Origin of the sequence: Lactobacillus kitasatonis DSM 16761 = JCM 1039 (assembly GCF_000615285.1) — a bacterium.
GTDB lineage: Bacteria > Bacillota > Bacilli > Lactobacillales > Lactobacillaceae > Lactobacillus > Lactobacillus kitasatonis.
On the sequence record NZ_BALU01000016.1, the window covers coordinates 1 to 19965 of the forward strand.

13 protein-coding genes and 6 pseudogenes are annotated in these 19965 nt (G+C 37.2%); 10 read left to right on the forward strand and 9 right to left on the reverse strand.

Annotation, left to right across the window (positions count from 1 at the left end; translation table 11 throughout):
• Window positions 1-156: 156 nt before the first annotated feature.
• Window positions 157-570 carry a peptide deformylase gene (locus JCM1039_RS09150; RefSeq protein ID WP_025015526.1) on the reverse strand — a complete coding sequence of 138 codons (414 nt, stop codon included), beginning with the start codon at window positions 568-570 and terminating at the stop codon, window positions 157-159.
• Window positions 571-634: 64 nt separating this feature from the next.
• Here JCM1039_RS09150 and JCM1039_RS09155 point away from each other — a divergent pair, with 64 nt between their 5' ends.
• On the forward strand, window positions 635-1855 hold the full coding sequence (locus JCM1039_RS09155) for a DUF2075 domain-containing protein (protein WP_025015527.1): 1221 nt from the start codon (window positions 635-637) through the stop codon (window positions 1853-1855).
• A gap of 213 nt (window positions 1856-2068) precedes the next feature.
• Entirely contained in the window at window positions 2069-3088 is a 1020-nt protein-coding gene (locus JCM1039_RS09160) for a serine hydrolase domain-containing protein (RefSeq protein WP_025015528.1), read from the forward strand.
• Window positions 3089-3125: 37 nt separating this feature from the next.
• On the opposite strand, the gene JCM1039_RS09165 is transcribed toward JCM1039_RS09160, so the two are convergent.
• On the reverse strand, window positions 3126-5951 hold the full coding sequence (locus tag JCM1039_RS09165) for a DEAD/DEAH box helicase (RefSeq protein ID WP_025015529.1): 2826 nt from the start codon (window positions 5949-5951) through the stop codon (window positions 3126-3128).
• 94 nt (window positions 5952-6045) lie between these two features.
• Between JCM1039_RS09165 and JCM1039_RS12280 the strand changes: the two are divergent.
• Window positions 6046-6195, forward strand: a pseudogene (locus JCM1039_RS12280) (IS110 family transposase); the annotation flags it as partial.
• A 173-nt stretch (window positions 6196-6368) separates the two neighbouring features.
• Here JCM1039_RS12280 and JCM1039_RS12775 read toward each other — a convergent pair.
• Together JCM1039_RS12775 and JCM1039_RS11465 are read right to left on the reverse strand one after the other, a co-directional pair.
• Window positions 6369-6542: pseudogene (locus JCM1039_RS12775) on the reverse strand (glutamate:gamma-aminobutyrate antiporter); the annotation flags it as partial.
• 65 nt (window positions 6543-6607) lie between these two features.
• Window positions 6608-7434: pseudogene (locus tag JCM1039_RS11465) on the reverse strand (exodeoxyribonuclease III).
• 625 nt (window positions 7435-8059) lie between these two features.
• Between JCM1039_RS11465 and JCM1039_RS09175 the strand changes: the two are divergent.
• Window positions 8060-9073 carry a D-2-hydroxyacid dehydrogenase gene (locus JCM1039_RS09175; RefSeq protein ID WP_025006113.1) on the forward strand — a complete coding sequence of 338 codons (1014 nt, stop codon included), beginning with the start codon at window positions 8060-8062 and terminating at the stop codon, window positions 9071-9073.
• 57 nt (window positions 9074-9130) lie between these two features.
• Here the strand turns inward: JCM1039_RS09175 and JCM1039_RS09180 are convergent, their stop codons facing one another.
• Window positions 9131-9736 (reverse strand): histidine phosphatase family protein, encoded by a 606-nt coding sequence (locus JCM1039_RS09180; RefSeq protein WP_025015530.1) that lies wholly within the window; start codon window positions 9734-9736, stop codon window positions 9131-9133.
• A gap of 22 nt (window positions 9737-9758) precedes the next feature.
• Here JCM1039_RS09180 and JCM1039_RS11470 point away from each other — a divergent pair.
• Window positions 9759-10861, forward strand: a pseudogene (locus tag JCM1039_RS11470) (endonuclease/exonuclease/phosphatase family protein).
• Between the two features lie 33 nt (window positions 10862-10894).
• On the opposite strand, the gene JCM1039_RS09190 reads toward JCM1039_RS11470, so the two are convergent.
• The 3 genes from JCM1039_RS09190 to JCM1039_RS09200 form a co-directional block, all read right to left on the reverse strand.
• Complete coding sequence (locus JCM1039_RS09190) at window positions 10895-11713, reverse strand: Cof-type HAD-IIB family hydrolase (RefSeq protein WP_025015531.1); 819 nt, start codon at window positions 11711-11713, stop codon at window positions 10895-10897.
• A 118-nt stretch (window positions 11714-11831) separates the two neighbouring features.
• Entirely contained in the window at window positions 11832-13757 is a 1926-nt protein-coding gene (locus JCM1039_RS09195) for a GTP-binding protein (protein WP_025015532.1), read from the reverse strand.
• 63 nt (window positions 13758-13820) lie between these two features.
• Window positions 13821-14528: a YjjG family noncanonical pyrimidine nucleotidase gene (locus JCM1039_RS09200; RefSeq protein WP_025015533.1), complete on the reverse strand. Its 708-nt coding sequence runs from the start codon at window positions 14526-14528 to the stop codon at window positions 13821-13823.
• A 364-nt stretch (window positions 14529-14892) separates the two neighbouring features.
• Here JCM1039_RS09200 and trpX point away from each other — a divergent pair, with 364 nt between their 5' ends.
• The 4 genes and pseudogenes from trpX to JCM1039_RS11475 all read left to right on the forward strand — a co-directional run bounded on the left by trpX (window position 14893) and on the right by JCM1039_RS11475 (window position 18152).
• Complete coding sequence (gene trpX, locus JCM1039_RS09205) at window positions 14893-15885, forward strand: tryptophan ABC transporter substrate-binding protein (RefSeq protein ID WP_025015534.1); 993 nt, start codon at window positions 14893-14895, stop codon at window positions 15883-15885.
• A complete protein-coding gene (locus JCM1039_RS09210) occupies window positions 15882-16781 on the forward strand; it encodes an ABC transporter permease (protein WP_025015535.1) in 900 nt (299 codons plus the stop codon). Before trpX ends, JCM1039_RS09210 begins: the two co-directional genes overlap by 4 nt.
• Window positions 16778-17539: an ABC transporter ATP-binding protein gene (locus tag JCM1039_RS09215; protein WP_025015536.1), complete on the forward strand. Its 762-nt coding sequence runs from the start codon at window positions 16778-16780 to the stop codon at window positions 17537-17539. The genes JCM1039_RS09210 and JCM1039_RS09215 overlap by 4 nt, the downstream gene beginning before the upstream one ends.
• A gap of 257 nt (window positions 17540-17796) precedes the next feature.
• Window positions 17797-18152 (forward strand): annotated as a pseudogene (locus JCM1039_RS11475) (hypothetical protein).
• 87 nt (window positions 18153-18239) lie between these two features.
• Here JCM1039_RS11475 and JCM1039_RS09225 read toward each other — a convergent pair.
• Window positions 18240-19574: an SLC45 family MFS transporter gene (locus tag JCM1039_RS09225; RefSeq protein ID WP_025015537.1), complete on the reverse strand. Its 1335-nt coding sequence runs from the start codon at window positions 19572-19574 to the stop codon at window positions 18240-18242.
• 203 nt (window positions 19575-19777) lie between these two features.
• Here JCM1039_RS09225 and JCM1039_RS12085 point away from each other — a divergent pair.
• Window positions 19778-19959 (forward strand): annotated as a pseudogene (locus tag JCM1039_RS12085) (hypothetical protein).
• Window positions 19960-19965 lie beyond the last annotated feature (6 nt).

Consider the following 19965-nt stretch of genomic DNA (forward strand, 5'->3'; position numbering starts at 1 on the left):
TCTACCTCTTCGTTCGTATTACAATTTACTTTTACATATTGCAACTTACTCATTTCACATAAACTAATAAAAATCCTACCGTTAAAATTAGTGATAGGATTTTTATTAGCTATTATCCGAACTATACTATGGAAACATTTTTCAAAAAAGTTTATTTTATATCAAAATTCCCTCACAATGGTCTATTTCATGTTGAATTACTTCAGCAATGAAGCCTGTGAATTCTTGTGCCTTAGTTTCAAGACTCATGTTTTGATACGTTACCGTAATTGTCTTATAGCGTTTTGTCTTTCGCTCACCATTTAATGATAAACATCCCTCTGAAGTTAAATACTCTCCGCTTCTTCTTATAATTCGCGGATTAAGCATAACTAATGGAAGTGGCCCTACATAAAAGGCAATAATTCTTTTATTTTTTCCAATCATATTAGCAGCTAACCCTGCGGCCTTGTCTCTATTAGCTAAAAGCGTGTCGCGCAAGTCTTCCGCGATTTTCAAATCTGCACGATTGGCACTGGTAGACTTCTGGCTTAAGAATAGTTGATCATGAATAATATTTTGTGCTGTCATAAAATCACCTTGTGTTGTTAATATTTTTACTAATTATAATAGATATTTTGGAAGTGAATAAACTGTGAATAATCAAGCATATCAAAAATTGTCGCCTAATCATCCATTAACTGATGAACAAAACGATCTAATCAAACGAATTATCAATTTTTCAGCTACGCATTTGCAAAATAAGAATTTACCAGCCGTTTTTATCATTTATGGTGATGCTGGTACTGGCAAAAGCGTAATTCTTTCATCATTATTTGATCAGATTCAAAAATTAAGTCGCAACAACACTCAACCTTTTTCAGGTACGCAAAATTACTTTTTAGTAAATCACCCTGAGCTGCTTAAAGTCTACAAGCAAATTGCTGGCCCACTAAAAGAACTTTATAAAAAAGATTATATGCGGCCAACTTCATTTATTAATCAATTAGATAAAAAGAAACAAACTGCAGATATTGTAGTAATTGATGAGGCCCACCTGCTTTTGTCGCAGCCTGATCACTACAATAACTTCTATCATAATAATCAGCTTGAAGAAATTATTAAGCGAGCCAAAATTGTTGTACTTGTTTTTGACGAATACCAAGTATTGCGCATGAAAAGTTTTTGGACTAAAGATCGTCTGGAGCAAATCACACATCGCTACGCTCATGAAGAATATATTTTGCATCATCAGTTTAGGATGGCGGCGCCAGATAATTTGATTAACTGGTTTGATGCTTTTACTCATGGAACTCTGCAGCCTCTTGATAAAACAATGTGGCAAAATTATGATTTTCGTATTTTTACTAATGCCGAAAAAATGCGACAAGAGATTGTCAAAAGAAATCAAAAAGAAGGCTTAGCAAGAATTCTTTCTACATCTGGCTATCCTTCAACCTTAGATGGCGGAAAACACTATATTAGAGAAGGCAACTTTAAAATGCCGTGGGATCAATACAATTACACTTCAACTCCATGGGCCGAGATTCCTGAAACCATTAATGAAGTAGGCTCTATTTATACCTGCCAAGGCTTTGACTTAAATTATGCTGGTATCATTATTGGCCCACCAATCAGCCAAGTTCCACATACTAACCGATTGCAGGTTAATCTCGACAAGATCACTGACACTGAGATGTTTAAAAAACGTAATGATCTGACTGATTCTCAAGCCAAAGTAAAATACGAGCAAAAAATGGTGATGAATTCATTAAACGTATTATTTAAACGTGGTATTAAAGGCACTTATCTCTATGCACATGATCCATATTTACGTGAGAGTCTAAGTAGATTATTCACTCAAGCCAATAAGTAAATCTTTTGGTTTACATTTTCTTAATAATTTTGAACTTGTATGGACCAAGTATCGCGCTAAAATGGAGACTAGACATGTTTAAGGGAGGCCCTCAAAATTTTAAAGAAAACAATTATCGGGATGGCTGCTGTTACTTTATTAGGCATTGCAGCACCTGCAGTTAGTGCTAAAACAGCAACCACCGTTCAAGCTAGCACATATTCCAGAACAGAAATGCGCAGTTTTGTACGTAACGTTTTTGCTCAAAACAATAGTCGCGGCAGTGCTGTAATTATCAAAAATGGTCGTCCACAACAAATCAGTTATGGTTGGGCTTGGTACGGCAAAAAGATCGGCAACGGAAATGAACAAGTAGTTTATCCAACTGGTTCTTTGCAAAAGATAGTCACCGCAGCTATGGTTATTCAATTAATGAATGAAAAATGGCATACGAGTGAGCGTTTTACGCAAAACACTAAAATATCACGTTGGTATCCTAATCTTAAAAATGCCGACAATATCACATTGGGACAATTGATGACCCACACTTCAGGTATTACTGCAACAGGTACTGAAACCGACCGTGGTAATGACAGTTCTGAAGAAGATGCCATTAATTGGACAGTAAACAACGCCAACGCTTCTGATCCTGGTACTCCCGGAACTTATTCTTACAATAATACGAACTATATTTTACTTGCTGGCATTATTAGAAAAGTCAGCGGCCAATCATATGAAGAAAACTTTAACAGCCGCATCGTCAACAAATTAGGTTTAACCAATACTTACCTATATCAAGACATCCCTAGTGGTAAAACAGATCCTATCTCCTACACTTTGGATAATGGCAAAAACTATCAAGATCCTGAATACGTAAAAAGATCTTTAGCATCACAGCTTCCTGGTGCAGGCAATATGTTCACCACGCCAATGGATTACTACAAGATTCAAGTCGGTTTAACTAACGGCACTATTTTAAGCAAATCAGATTTCCACTATTTAACACACTTAGACAGCATGTCTAACAACTATTCTGGTGGTGTATATATTGATAATATCGACAACGATGAAATTAAATCTGCTTATGGTAATTTAACCGGTACTCACTTCGGCATGTGGTTCCAAATGACGACTGACAACCGTAATGGTTTGATCATGTTCTTGAACCAAACTTCAGGTGACGAAAATGCACAAAAGCAAATGGGCCTGCAAATTCTAAACCGTGTTAGACCTAACACATTTACAGCTAACTAAACCAAAAACAGCTTTCTATTCCAGAAAGCTGTTTTTCTTATGCGAATAAATATGTGTACATTTCGCTAGTAAGCGGCTGTTCAAAGATCAGGTTCATCCCTACCGCCGGTTTCTTTTTCGCACCAATCAATTCTTCTTTAACTGAAGATGGATCAATCTTGGCCTCACCTAAATAAAAGAACTGCTTGCCCTCTGCATCGCTTCTTTTAACAAACAGATGGATATGCATCCCCCCAGTATGCAGCAAACGCTGCACTTCTTCTGAATTCAAGTGACGCGGAACTCTTGTGTACCAGCGCAAACTCCGCCCATTTTCTAGCGTATTATCATAAATCGCGTTCCGCTTCTGATCATCGCTTTTCTCATAAGTGATGAAAATCGGCGTATCATGTTCGCCCACGCGATAACCATACATTGGAGCGGAAACATCTTTTGGCCAATTCAGTAAACGACAAGCATCCTTGCGATCATATTGTTGATACAAGGTAAATTGATGCATATTGTCGTATGATTCATTCAGTTTCAAACCTGTTTTAATTACATCAACAACTAATCGCTTAAACCATTCATTCTGTCTAAGTGCAGCACCTATTTTTTCATTCAGTTTATAATCTAATAAATTACTATGCTCAATTATTGGCAAATCGCCATATTGTGCTTTTTTCGTTGTCTTACCTTGCTTAACATCGAAAAATGACAAAGACAAGATATCTTCGACTGAACCTAATACGGCTTTATTGGCATATCCACGCTTTTGCAATCGACTTACGTAATCTTCTTGCTTCACTTTACCATTCTTTAAAAGCAGATCTAACAAAAACAATTCATGAATTCTTTTACCGTTTAACAATTCCTTAGTGAGAAAAGTTAACACCTGATTTTCATACTTGCTTAGTTCAACAGATTCACCCATCTTGCGTAAAAATGTCGCATAGTTGTCTAAGCCATGATTATTCGCAAAAACTAACGGTGAAACTGAACCATATTGATAAAAATTAAATAAAAGTGGAGTCCGACCAATCTTATTCTTTAATTCTTGATAACTTTGACGCAATTCACGCAGACCATCGAGTTTCACTTGATCTAGTGATGTCAAGATCTTTTCTGAGGCAACTTTACTAAAGTTAATCGTCGACACATCGATCAGACTTGGCAAACGCGTTTCTCTTTTAGCACGATCCTTATCACGCGAAGTATCCTGATTTAAAGCAATTGGAATCAAATAATTATTTTTGTAATTACCAATAAAATCTAATACCGTCACGAAATTTTTACCGGGATATTTTCTAAGGCCTCTGCCTAGCTGTTGCGTAAATACAATACTCGACTGCGTGTTGCGCAACATAATGATTTGATTCAAAGATGGGATGTCGATACCTTCATTAAACAAATCAACGGCAATAATATATTCGATTTTTCCATTAACCAGTTCAGCAATAACTTCGCTACGACGTTTTTCGCTATCTTCATTAGTCAAAGCAACTGCTGGATGACCCTTTTTGGAAAATAAAATGGCTAGTTCTTTTGCTTCATCTTGTCCACTACAAAATACCAATCCCTTGGCATGATCACCGCAATAGCCGTAATATTCGATTTCTTTTAAAACATAGTCCACGCGCTGCTCCGAAACTAAGTAGCGTAAGCCAGTTGTTTCATCGATTGTTTGACCAGCTACTTCGTAGTCCTGCACACCAACATAATGAAATGGCGCCAGCATCTTTTCTTCTAGTGCATCCCGCAACCGAATTTCATAGGCCAAATTATAATCAAAAATTTGATACACATTTTGTTCATCCATTCGCTCAGGCGTAGCCGTCATCCCTAATAAGAATTCAGGTTTAAAGTGCGCTAATATTTTTTGATAACTAGGTGCCGCTGCTCTATGTGCCTCATCAATCAAAATATAATCAAATTCATCTTCGGCCAAACTGGCTAAAACATCTGGCTGACTTAAAGTCTGCACGGTCGCAAAGACATACTTTCTATTCACATCATGATGATCGCCACTAAGCAAACCATAATCTTTTCTTGAGCTACCAATTACTTTATAAAAACTTTCGAGTGATTTTTTAGCAATCTGCTGGCGGTGCACAACATATAAGAACTTCTTAGGCTTAAAGTCTTTTACGGCAAACGCACCTAAATACGTTTTACCAGTCCCTGTTGCCGAAACTACTAGCCCGCGTTTTTCGCCATTTGCAACCAGCGCATTTAAATTCTTTAGAGCCGCTTGTTGCATTTGATTTGGCGTAATCTTTTCGACGTTTTTACGGACAACAGTCTCTTTTGGCTTAGTCCAGTTCTCTTTATATTCTTCTAGCCATTCACTAGTTATCGCAAAACTATTTTGCTTAAGCAATACGATCTTTTTGGCAAATTGCTTAGTTAAATTTGCCTGCTTATTTGAACTAACCTTCAGTGCCCACTCATAATTGCTAAGCAATGCTGATCTAGTAAAGTTGGCACTACCTACAACAATAGTTTGATAATCGCCATGTTCAAATAAATAGCCCTTAGCATGAAAGCCGGTATTTGTCGCAATTCTAATTTTTAAATTAGGTATCTTTTGCAGTTCTTCAAAAACACGCGGATCGTTAAAGCTAAGATAATCGCCTGTAATGATCGTGCCCGAAACGCCTTGATTAGCTAAATCCGCCAAGACTACCTTAAGCGGCACTAACATATCCTGCGTGATAAAAGCTACCGCCCAGGTAAAACTTTTGCAGCTATATAATTCTTCGCGCAAAGTAAACCAGATTTTTTCTTGTGCATCATTACCTAAAATTCTTGGACCTAACAGTTCACTGCCAGGATATTTTTCATCCTCAAACCCGTTTAAAATTGCATCCCGCATCACTGTCATGTTTTTCACCTCGTTTTTATTCTACTAAAAAAGCACTCGTCTTTTAAAACGAATGCTTTAAGTTTATTGATTTTGCCATTTTTCATGCCAGTGATACAAAATAAAAAAGCAATCTTCTCATAGCCCAGGCTACAAGAAGATTGCCATCGCATCCGTGCATAAACTGATACGCACGCTCTTTGCTTTAATAAAACATAATCAATTATATGACTACAACATAGCCACCAAAAACCAAAGACTTTAGTTGAAATCAAATAATCATCTTTAGTATAGCAACCTATGAAAAAACTACAATACTCATAGGTTTATTTGTGTTACTTTCTAATATTACAATATTTTCTATTTTGACTAATCTAACTCTATTTGTACCAATATTCTCATTAAATAGAATATAAATTAATTAAGAAAATTACTGATAATACTTGATTTTAGGTAGAAAAATAGCGCAGTAGCACCAGTTTTACCAAATGGAGCTAGTTCGTCAACAGAAATAACCATTTAGCTAGTCATCGCAAATAGCTTGAATGTAGTCAGACGATTGCATTTCAAGTCCTGCTCCAGGGCCCAATCTTCTTTTTTCTCGTTATTCAAAAAATTAACCTTTACTTTTCAAAAAATATTTTTTCGAAAGTAATTATACTAGTGTTTTGATTAATTTATAGGTTAATTTCAAGCAAAATTGGGCAGTGGTCTGCTCTTTTTCCAGTATCGATCATTTCTGAACAAACTACCTTATCAGCAATACGATTAGATACAAGCCAATAGTCGATTCTCCAGCCAGAGTTGTTGGCCTTAGCGGTTCTCACACGTTGAGCCCACCAAGAATAAACGTCTTTAATATCACCGTGAACTTTTCTAAATGTGTCGGTAAAACCAGCATTTAACAAATTGGTAAAGTCCACTCTTTCTTCATCAGTAAAGCCAGCTGAGTGGTGATTATTTTCAGGATGTTTCAAGTCGATTTCGGTATGAGCACAGTTGTAGTCACCGCTTGCCAAAACTGGCTTTTCTTGATCTAGCTTTTGTAAGTACTCAGTGTATTTTTCATCCCAAACTTGACGATCAGCTAAACGCTTCAAGCCACTACCTGAATTAGGCGTATAAACTTGTGTTACAAAGAATTTATCAAATTCAAGCGTGATGATTCTACCTTCGGCATCCATCGTATCTGGTGCACCAATTACTGGATATGAAGCTTTAGGCGTCAATTCTTTTTTATAAAGATACATTGTTCCAGCATAGCCTTTTCTTGCAGCTCTTCTGAAGAACGCCAAACATAATCATATTCAGGGAATTTTTCTGCAAGTACTTTTTGATGTTTTTTAGTTGGACCCGTTGCACGCAATTTAGTTTCTTGAATTGCAATTACATCTGGATTTGCATCATGAATCTTATCCAAAACTTGACGAGTTTCCTCAGCTCTTGCTGATGTTCCAGTCAAGGCCGCATTAAGTGAATCGATATTCCATGAAATTAAAATCATTGCTTTTTTCTCCTTTTTTTCTACTCATGCTAATTATAGCCGAAAAAGAGAAGGACTGGCTCAGATGACTAATCTAAACCAGCCCTTTAAGGGAGTTGTGTTGAATGAGAATAACGAGATTTTTTTACATTAGCCTACTTATCACTAATGTTGCGAAAATGAATCATCAAGGTTAACAAAAAGGTTCAACGCTTGAGATATGCAGGGGACTCGATTCTTCACCTTCGCAAAAAAGGGAATGGGCTTTTTATCAACATTCGCTCTTGCGACCACATAGGGGACGATCGCTCAAGCTTCCCAATGTATGAGTTAATAAAGGATGTATTAATAAGGAATTAGAAGATTTGTTACCTTCTTGCAATTTATCTCTATTTGTTGCGTTGTATTTTTGTTATGAGTTTATAATACCAGCTGCATGACATAATGTCACTGTATTATTTTTCCCTTTAATAAATCCTTAAACAATTGCTGTGTATAGAACTATTTTAAGGCCTATATTTACTTCTATTTATTTGAAATTTTTAAAATTTTCTGCAAAAAATAAGCTTTTTTGTGTTTTGTTGAACAAGTGGAAGTGTATAATGAGGATTGGTCATACTAATAAATTTTACGGAGGTTTAAATTTATGACAAAGATTTTTGCTTACGCTATTCGTAAAGACGAAGAACCATTCTTGAACGAATGGAAGGAAGCTCACAAGGATATCGATGTTGATTACACTGATAAGCTTTTGACTCCTGAAACTGCAAAGCTTGCTAAAGGTGCAGATGGTGTTGTTGTTTACCAACAATTAGACTACACCGCTGATACTCTTCAAGCATTGGCAGATGCTGGCGTAACTAAGATGTCATTACGTAACGTTGGTGTCGACAACATTGACATGGACAAGGCTAAGGAATTAGGCTTCGAAATTACTAATGTTCCAGTTTACTCACCAGACGCTATTGCTGAACATGCTGCTATTCAAGCTGCACGTGTATTACGTCAAGACAAGCGCATGGACGAAAAGATGGCTAAACGTGATTTACGTTGGGCACCAACTATCGGCCGTGAAGTTCGTGACCAAGTTGTCGGTGTTGTTGGTACTGGTCACATTGGTCAAGTATTTATGAGAATTATGGAAGGTTTCGGCGCAAAGGTTATTGCTTACGATATCTTCAAGAACCCAGAACTTGAAAAGAAGGGTTACTACGTTGACTCACTTGACGATTTGTACAAGCAAGCTGATGTAATTTCACTTCACGTACCAGATGTACCAGCTAACGTTCACATGATCAACGACAAGTCAATCGCAGAAATGAAAGACGGCGTTGTAATTGTAAACTGCTCACGTGGTCCACTTGTTGACACTGACGCAGTTATCCGTGGTTTGGACTCAGGCAAGATCTTCGGCTTCGTTATGGATACTTACGAAGGCGAAGTTGGTGTATTTAACAAGGATTGGGAAGGTAAGGAATTCCCAGACAAGCGTTTGGCAGACTTAATTGATCGTCCAAACGTATTGGTAACTCCACACACTGCCTTCTACACCACTCACGCTGTACGCAACATGGTTGTTAAGGCATTTGACAACAACTTGAAGTTAATCAACGGCGAAAAGCCAGATTCTCCAGTTGCTTTGGACAAGAACAAGTTCTAAAAATAGATTAGAATTAATAAAAAATCTCAGCTCAATTGGGCTGAGATTTTTTTGTACTTATAAATTGTCATTGTAGCTATCAGGTACGTCATCAGCGGGACTAGCTACAGATTTCAAAGTAAAGTTTTGTCCATCATAATTCAAAACAACGATGCCGCAATTGTGATAATGCAATTTGCCTAAGGGATGCAGGCTGTTCAATGTTTTTCTTAAAAAGTTCATCAAAGCCCCACCATGTGAGACAATTAACACATTTTTACCATCTGGAATATCATTTAACAATCTACGAATTGTTTTATCCATTCGCTCACTTACTTCGTCTTGAGTTTCACCGCCAAATTGTTTAAAGAAATCTCCGTAAGGCGGTTTAGGATTCAAACTTTCATCATGAGCTTCGTAGCGACCAAAGGCATACTCTTTTAATCCCTTATCGCGCTTGAATGGCATCTTGTGTTCCGTTATAATTTCCAACGTATCACTCGCTCTTTCAGAGCTTGAAGAAAAGGCATAATCAAAGTGCACGTGTTTTTCTTTTAAATAATCACGTGTAGCCTCTGCTTGTGCAATTCCTAACGGGGTTAGTGGAGAATCACATCTACCTTGAATTTTATGGAAATAATTAAAGAAAGTTTGTCCGTGACGAACTAAATATACTGTAATCATCGTTTTCTCCTAGAGATTAAAAATAAAAATACTAAAACGAATTGGGATTGGTTTGCTCAGCTTAATCGGTATTTTGCTTGTAGTGATTATCGGTTATGTTGGCTACATGCAAATGCACTATTACCGCATCCCTGACAACCGCAAATTAACAGTAAAAAACAATCAGGCTAAAAAGCTAAGTTTGTATCATCTATATTCTATTATCACTTATAATGTCGGCTTTGGTGCATATAATCATAATTTTGATTTTTTTATGGACAAAGGTGAACTTAAGAACGGCAAAAAAATGCAAGGTACCCGCGGTACCGCGTTTTCTAAGCAATCTGTTCTTGATTCGACTGATGGCGTTATTAAGACCATGAAAAAACAGAATCCTGACTTTATGCTCTTTCAAGAAATCGATACTCACTCAACACGTAGTCACTACGTCAATCAAGTCAATTTAGTTGAACATGCTTTTAAAAATTATGATCATGTTTTTGCCAACAACTTTCATTCAGCTTATCTTGCCTGGCCACTTTATGACCCACACGGCAGCGTTCAATCAGGCTTGCTCAGCATGAGTAAATATCACATGCAAAGTGCAATCAGAAGAAAGTTTCCTGTTTCGTCCGCATTCATTTCTAAATTCACGGATCTTGATCGTTGCTTCACAGTTATGCATTACCCTATCAAAGGCGGAAAAGAATTAATCGTCATCAACAGCCACATGTCAGCCTATGACAAGGGTGGTAAAATGCGGAAAGCACAAATGAAGATCCTTTCCAAAGTAATCGAAGCTGAATATAGAGCTGGCAATTACGTCATCGTTGGTGGAGACTTCAACCATGCATTGGGTCGCGATATGCTCACCCACTTTGACCACCAAGAAAAAATTCCTAGTTGGGTATCCGTCTTAGATCAAAAAATGCTACCTAAGGACTTCATCATGGTTAAAGCTACTAACCGTGAACGTGTAGCTACAGTTAGATCAACCGATATGAAGTATCGTCCTAGGGTTAATTACCAAACGGTCGGCGATGGTTTTATTATTTCGAAAAATATTAAGGTCAAGCTACCAACATCAATACTGATTATCGCTACGCCGATCACAATCCAGTAAGATTGGAATTTAATTTAAGATAAAACTAAAAAGCCGTAAAAACGGCTTTTTTATTTTTATTCAACATCCAAATATTTAGCCAATACTTTAAGTACACCATTTTCATCATTTGATGGTGCTTCGTATTTAGCAACAGCTTTGGCTTTTTCATTGGCATTCGCCATGGCATAACTATAACCACACGCCTTAAGCATACCAATATCATTTTCACCATCACCAAAGGCAATTAAATCTTTTTGATCAATATGATAGTACTTAAGCATATCAGCTACACCTTTAGCTTTGTTGATGCCTTTGTGTACCAAATCGATCGTCATATTGCCGCTGCTAGTGCCGCGAACGTAATCGCCATACTTTTCATTGAAACGATCTTGAATAATCGTAGCCAATTCATCATTGGCAGTCAGACAAACCTTCAAAATAGCATCGCTTGGATCGATATCAGTAAATTTATCGATTTCTTCTACCTTACGATAATAAATTCGAATATCGTCTTTAGTTACCTTATCCATGCTCTTCAAGATGTAACAATGATGTTCTGCACTAACCATGATAATTGCTTCTGGATATTCAGTTTGAATAAAGTTGAGTAGTTTTTGAGCAATATCATAGTCAAGCGCAGTTCTTTTGATTACTTTGCCATCGGCTTCTAGAATTGCACCATTTTCAGATACGTAATCAATTCCACTAGTGAATTCTTGAAAGTATTCATGTGAACGAATTAATTGATTACCTGTTGCTGAAATGAAGGGGATGTTATTTGCTTGTAGCTTTTTCAAAATTTTACCAAATAGCTCATGATCAAAGGTCTTTTTTTCTGTTAAAAAAGTACCATCCATATCAACAGCTACGGCTTTAAAGGGTATTGTAGTCATGTGTATCACCTTTCCAATACCTTTATGTTACTATGTAAGCGCTTTTGTTTCATTATTTTTCAGTAAAAATGAAATTTCTTTCACAGGTAATCATATATTTCACTTCATGCAAGAAGTTTTATTTTAAGGGATACGTATATGGAAAATGCGCTGTCTCTGGCACTTTATCCCAAGTTACAGTATGACCTGCACCATGTGAACAAAAGACCGAGTTTGGCGTGTTATCCAAATCTGAAACAGGATCATAATCATATTGTGCAATAATTTCTGCCGCATTGTGACATGGCAAATAGTCTTTGACTACACATTCAAAAATCCCGTCACCATGCGTGTAACTACGTACTTGCGCCGCATAATCCTGCATTTCACTAACAGGAGCTGAACCTTCGATAATAGTGCGGTCGCCTTTATTTTCTGGTGTGTTAAATTCGCCACTCATTCTTTGAATATCATTTAGGGCACGACCAACATGTTTTTGACTAACTTCAAGGCGAAAATCATACCATGGTTCAAGTAAAATCAATTGATTCCGCTCTTTTAATTCCATCAAGCCTTGGCGCACTGCACGATAAGTTGCTTCTCTAAAGTCACCACCAACTGAGTGGACGATACTCCCCTTACCACCAAGTAAAGTGATTTTTACGTCTGTAATTGGTGTACCTATTAAAACGCCAAGATGCTCTTTTGATTTAAGAGCAGTCATGATTTGGTGTTGCCAATTTTTAGTCAAAACTTCTAAACTGCATTTATTTTCGAAAACTACACCACTATTTCTTTCACCCGGTTCAAGCAAAAGGTGCACCTCAGCGTAGTGGCGCAACGGTTCAAAGTGGCCTACACCTTCAACTGGCTGAGCGATAGTTTCTTTGTATAAAATACTGCCCTGTTCAAAATCAACGGTTAAGTTAAAGCGTTCCTGTAAAAGTTGCTTCAAAATTTCAAGTTGAATTTTCCCCATCACCTGAACGCGCAATTCTTGCAAATGTTCTGACCAAGTTACATGAAGTTGTGGATTTTCATCTTCTAGCTTTTTTAAGGCCGTTAAACAAGCATGAATATCTTCATCAAGTGGATTAAGCCTGTAAGTTAAAACTGGCTTTAGACTGGCTTCATTTGCATCTTTTGCACCAAAGCCTTGCCCTGGATAAGTTTTAGTTAGTCCAGTAGCAGCTACAATGTCACCAGCTTTTGCTTCAACGACTGTCGTAAATTTTTCACCGTTGTATTCACGCAGCTGATTAATTTTTTCATCTGCTAATTCAGTTTTAGCCTTTAAACTACCGCCTAAAATTTTTATCCAACTGAGACGTTCCCCATTTTTATCGTGAGAAATCTTAAAGCATCTAGCAGAAAAATCAGAAGCATATTCTTTTTCCTTAGTCCACTTATCAAAGCCTGCTAAAAATTCTGTGATTCCAGTTAATTTCAATGCAGAGCCAAAATAAACAGGATAAATTTTTCTTTGTGCAATTAAATCTTGAATATCAGAATCTGCGATTTTTTCACCATTCAGATATTTTTCCAACAACTTATCATCAGCTGAAGCTACATTTTCATAGAAATCTTGATTTTCTTGGCTAAAGTCCAAGCAATTTTCACTTAAATTCTTTTGAATATCAGCTAACGCCTGATCTTTATCTGTACCCGCAATATCGATTTTATTTACAAAAATAAAAACTGGCACATTATTTTTCTCAAGCAAATTCCACAACGTTTTGGCATAGCTGGTCACACCATCAGTTGCTGAAATAACCAAAATCGCATAATCTAAAACGCTTAGCACTTCTTCGGTCTGAAAAGCAAAATCGACGTGTCCTGGCGTATCCAATAAAGTAATTTCCGCAACATCCGTAGTCAATTTGGCTTCATGAGAAAAAATAGTAATACCGCGCTTTTTCTCAAGTTGTTGGGTATCTAAAAACGCATCCCCATTATCCACTCTCCCCAAATTTCTAATGTTGCCTGCCCGATACAGCAAAGCTTCAGAAAGAGTTGTCTTGCCCGCGTCAACGTGAGCAATAATTCCTGTTGTAATTTTCTTCATATTTCACCTTAAAATAAAAAAATATCTTATCTCAAAGATAAGATACCTATCGCTTTAATTCAATTAATACTTCTTTTGAAAATCATTCTGCATTAATTTAACAAATTCGGGATAATTCTCTACTTCAAAAATTGGATGCAAATGCAGGGTATTTTTACGGTGGCGGTGATTGTACCAGATACTGTCAAAGCCATATTCTTCCGCACCTAAAATATCAGATTGCAGACCATCACCAAAGAAGACAGTTTCATCGGGGCCAATCTCAGTTCGACTGAAGAAATAGTCAAAAGCATGAGGATTTGGCTTGGAATAATGCGCTTCTTCTGAAGTAACAATTAAATCGAAATATTGTTTTACGCCAGCTAATTCCAAACGGTGATTTTGCATAAATTTTTCACCGTTACTCAAAATAGTTAATTTATAGCCCTGCTTCTTGGCAAACTTCAAAGTATCTTTTACACCTGGCAAAAGCTTATGCGCTTCACCAAAGTATGAGCGATATTCGTCCATGGCTTTTTTACCATCAATTTCAATCCCAAAATGTTCCTTGATAAAATCGTGGAAAGTCATTTCACTCAACTGTTCATAAGTTAATTCACCTTGTTCAAGTCTGCGCCATAATCCCTGATTGTAAGCATGGTACTGGCGCTGAAGTTCTTGCGATAGTGGCCAATGATGTGCATTAAAAAGACTATGCAAAGCAAAATTTTCAGTTGCCGCAAAATCAATAATAGTATCATCAACGTCAAAAATAATTTGTTTATAGCGCAATGTAGTTAGTCCTTTCCTTGTTTTCTCGAAAACCAATTATATCAGTTTTAAAAAATTAAATGAAAAAAGTGATTGACATCTTTTTAATAACTCTTTAAAATTTGTGACAACAAGTAATTTGAATGAAAGGAAGATTTAACCATGTTTAAGGATGTAGTAATCAATCGTTGGCAATTCCAGCACTAGAGTTGTTTCTGCACGCTTATTAAGAGCACAGATGCGACTCAGATACTTTTCGCATCTGTGCTGGTATAAATCTTCATGAAAAAAAGTAGCCCGCACGGATTTAATAAACGTGCGGGTTTTGTTTTGGACATTTCCCGTAAAACGGAAATGTCCTTTTTTGTTTATGGGAGTCGGAAAAATGAAAAGATTAATCGGAACAATTATTGCTCTCTTCACCTTTTTAATTGCCGCATTTGTAGTGGAATTAAATAAGCAAACCGCAGCTCAAAAAGAAAGAGTCGTGGGTATTTTACAAACAATGAGCCACCCAGCTTTAGATCAAATTCACCGCGGTATCATCAAGGGACTTGAGGATGAAGGCTATCGTGAAGGTAAAAATATTCAAATTGATTTTCAAAATGCTCAAGGTGATCAAAGCAACTTAAAATCAATGAGCGATCGTTTTAATCAAAGAAATGCAGCGGTCGCAATTGGCATTGCGACACCGGCCGTTCAATCCTTGGCTAACGAATCAGGCAACACGCCAGTAATCATGGGTGCAGTTAGTGATCCTTTAGGAACACATTTAGTTAAAAGCCTGAACCATCCTGGTGGTAAAGTTACCGGGGTTCAAGATCGTCAGCCTATTCCAGCTCAATTAAAATTGTTGCGGGCGATTTTACCTAAAGCTAAAAGAATCGGCGTTGTCTACACTTCAAGTGATGATTCATCCGCATCTGAATACCGCGAATTTAGGAGCTTAGCTGAAAAAGAAGGTCTCACAGTTCGTCCATACACAATCACTTCAACTAACGATATTGAACAAGTTGCACAAACTATGGCAGGCAAAGTTCAAGCAGTATATGTACCAACCGACAATACCGTGGCTTCAGGAATTGCGGCCTTACTTAAGGCAACTAATGAAGCCAAGATTCCTGTTTTCCCAGCTGCCGATACCATGGTTAAGTCAGGTGGTCTTGCCACTAGATGTGTTAGTCAATTCGACATGGGTGTTTTAACCGGTCAAATGGCTGGTCAAATTCTAAAGGGCAAGAATCCAGCAGATACTCCTGTTAGAAGAGTTACCAGCTACGAAACTGTAATTAATCAAAAAGCCGCAAACGAATTAAATATTCATATTCCAGACAGCGTAATCAAAGCTGCACAAAAGAAAGGACGGATCATCAAATGAGTCTTATTACATCAACTATCGGGCAAGGTCTCTTATGGGGAGTCTTAGCCTTAGGTCTGTTTCTTACTTTTAGAATTTTAAATTTCCCTGACATGACAGTTGAAGGAACGTTTCCTTTTGGTGCAGCGATCTGCGTTAGTGCTTTAGTGCATGGCGTTGATCCAGTACTTGCTACTATCCTTTCATTTTTAGGCGGGATGCTTACAGGATTAGTAACTGGTCTCCTTTACACCAAAGGTAAAATTCCAGTTTTACTTGCCGGCATTTTAACTATGACCGGTGTCTACTCAGTTAACTTGCGAATTTTAGGTAAAGCAAACGTCGGTTTACTCAACAAAGCTACTTTGCTTAACGAGAAGTTTTTACAAAAGTTGCCTACTAATTTCCCTACTATCGTCGTTGGTTTATTCTTTGCAGTACTGATTATTCTTTTGTTAGCAGTCTTTTTGAATACTGATCTTGGTCAAGGTTTCATTGCAACTGGTGATAATGAAAAAATGGCTCGTTCACTTGGCATTAACACTGACAACATGAAGATCTTAGGCTTGATGCTTTCCAACGGTTTAATCGGTTTAGCCGGCGGTTTGTTAGCACAAAATGGTGGTTACGCCGACGTTAACATGGGTATCGGTACAATGGTTATCGGCCTTGCCGCAATTATCATCGGTGAAGTTGTTTATGGTAATAATCTAACTTTAACTGCCCGTTTAATTGCTATCATCATCGGCAGTATCATCTACCGTTTGATCTTGTTACTAGTTCTTCAACTTGGTTTCAGCACCAACGACTTCAGATTGATTTCCGCAATCATCCTAGCCATCTGCATGATGTTGCCATTATTTGAGAAAAAATTTCACGTACGTAAATTATTGAAAAAAGGAGTTGCCAAGCCATGAGTACAATTTTAGATTTACAAAATATTACGACTACAGTCAATGAAGGCACAAACGAAGAAAAACAAATTCTCAAAAACATCAATTTAAAATTAGAAGATGGCGACTTTGTCACTTTACTTGGGACCAATGGTGCTGGTAAATCTACTCTTTTAAATATCATCAACGGTTCAATTTTTCCCACTACTGGGAAAGTTATTTTAAAAGATCGCGACTTAACTTCTTTATCTGAAGTAAAGCGAGCTAAATATATTGCTCAAGTTTTTCAAGATCCTAAGATGGGTACTGCTCCTAGAATGACGGTTGCTGAAAACTTGCTTCTGGCTACCAAACGAGGTCAACATCGTGGTTTACGCCTTAGAGGGTTAGATAAACACATGAAAGAATTTGAAAAGGAAACCGCTCAACTCCCTAACGGATTGAATGAACGACTAAATACTTTCGTCGGAAATCTATCAGGTGGTCAACGCCAAACGCTTAGCTTTTTAATGGCGACAATCAAAAGACCAGAGTTGTTACTATTAGACGAACACACGGCAGCCCTTGACCCTAATACCAGCCGTGATTTGCTAGAATTAACCGACAAGGTTGTACGTGAAGAAAAATTAACCTGTATCATGATCACCCACCAATTAAAAGATGCCATTAAATATGGCAATCGCATGGTGATTTTAAACAGCGGCAAAATCGTTCTAGATGTCAAAGGCGAAGAAAAGAAAAAATTAACTGAAGAAGACATTTTGCAATACTTTACTGATTAGTCATTTTTATTGATTTGTTCCGTAAAATAAGCACTATGCAATCGCCTCAACCCTGATTAAAATAGGACTTGAGATCATAATAAACGGACTTATACTAAGAAAACAGCTATCTAATATAGACAGCTGTTTTTATTTTCCAAAAATTTTTGAATTATCCCTTGAATTTAATAACATTTGTTATACAATAAAAGCGTAAGGAATGAGGGAACGAAAAGTTCCAACGAGTTTAAGTGATATAGAAATTAGAGGTATTCATTATGTTAGACGCAAAGAAATTAGTTAAGATTGTTTCAGTCACAGTTGCTTCAATGAGTTTGTTAGGTGTTAGTGCTTCAGTTACCGAAGCTGCTAGCTTCACTGCTCCAAAGTTGGGTGTCGCAGAAGTTGCTCCTACTAACCCAGCTATCAAGAAAGGCGACAAGATCTTCGTTACTATTAAAGATACTAAGAACCAAAAGGTTGCTGTTTTAAACGCAAATGGTAAAAAGACTGCTAAGACAGTTTCAATGGTTCAACTTTCACCGCTAAAGATGTTAAGAAGACTAATGGTAAAAAGATTGTTAAGATCAGTAGCAACCAATGGTTGAACACTAAGGATGTTGTTAAAGATTAATAAATTAAACAATATTCTAACTAAATGAATACATAAAAAATGCACGAAGCCAAATTTTGACTTCATGCATTTTTCTTTTGGTCTAAATTATTTTACGTAAGTTTCTTTAATACCCATAACTGATAAAGCAGCTAAGAATCCTGAAATACCAGTGATAAGCATCATGGTTGGCATTGAGTTACCTACCATTGGGAAAATAATGAAACTAAGGAGTGAAGCAATAATTTGTGGTAAACAAATTGAACAGTTGAACAAACCTAAGTAGGTTCCCATGTGTTTACCTGATAAAGCATTCGATACCATAGTCAATGGATAAGTGTTCATTCCGGCCCAGCTGATTCCAATCAAAATGAATGAAAGAATCAACAACATTTGTGAATGAATTAAGAAGATTGAAGTGTAGCCAATTGCACCTAAGAGCAAACTTACACCGTAACCCATCTTGTGGTGGTCATTTGGCACCCTAGCCAAAACGTATGACCAAATTACGGCTGCAATAGATTGAACAGCAGTTAAAACACCGAACCAGTTGCCGGCAACTTGATAGCCAGCTGAAGATGCGTTGGTTGTGTGCCATACATTTTGAGCAATCGCGCCAGTTGCGTAAGTTGAAAGGTATTGGAATGAAATCCAGCAGAAGAACTGAACTAATGAAACTTGCCAGAAAACCTTTGGGGCTTTCTTTAAAAGTTCAATCCAGCCGCCACCTTCTGTGTTATCTGATTCCTTAATGCCGTGGTAACGAGCATAAGTTTCTGGATCATATTCGTGAACTCTGAAGATAGTGAACAATGACGTGATTACCAAAACAGCTGCACCTACATAAAATGAAATGACAACTGATTGTGGTACCACACCCTTTTTAGCAGTGTTAGCAACACCAAAACTAGTTAACAAGAATGGGAAAAATGCGGCAATTACAGCACCAAAGTTGGAAAGCATACTTTGAATTCCGTAAGCATATGATTTTTGTTCATCGTTAACCATATCACCGATCATCATCTTAAATGGCTGCATGGCCATGTTAGAAGCAACGTCCAATACGGCAATTGCGACAGCACCGAAAATAAGTGCTTCTAAGGATCCATATCCTAAGCCAAAACTACCAACATTTGGCAAAATGACCATTGTGATTACGGCGAAGATCATCCCGATTAACAAATAAGGTAATCTTCTACCAATCTTAGAAATCCAAGTACGGTCTGATAAAGACCCGATTCCTGGCTGTACCACCAATCCTGCAAGTGGTGGCAAAATGAAGAACCAACCTAATTTTGTTGGATCAGCCCCTAAAGTTTGGAAAATTCTACTCATTTGAGAAGTTTCCAAAGTAAATGCAATTTGTACACCTAAATAACCCAAGCTAATCATCCAAATTGTGGATGCGGCTAGCGTTGGTAACCCTGATTTTTCTTGCTCCAAGTTACTTTTCTCCCCTCATATAAATCGCTTTCATGTTTTTAATGATATCGATTTCAGAAAGAGCTTTCAACATGATTTGTTCTGTTAACGGTAACTTAATTTCACAAACGTTTCTTTATTTTTTCTAAAATTGGAATACTTAATCTACTCTCTGCTTCTATCTTGGTAGTAAAATGTTCTCATAGATTATGGAGGTATGAATTATGCTTTCACTTTTGTTAACAATTTTCTTGATTTGGCTTTTCTTCAAGTTGGGGATTGGCTTAATCAAAATTTTCGGCTTTTTACTCGTGGCCGGATTGATTTTTGTATTTTGCGCATATTTACTTATTCCATTCTTGCTTTAGTAGCCATAGGTGGATTGATCTTTGCGGCAATAAGGTAATTTAGA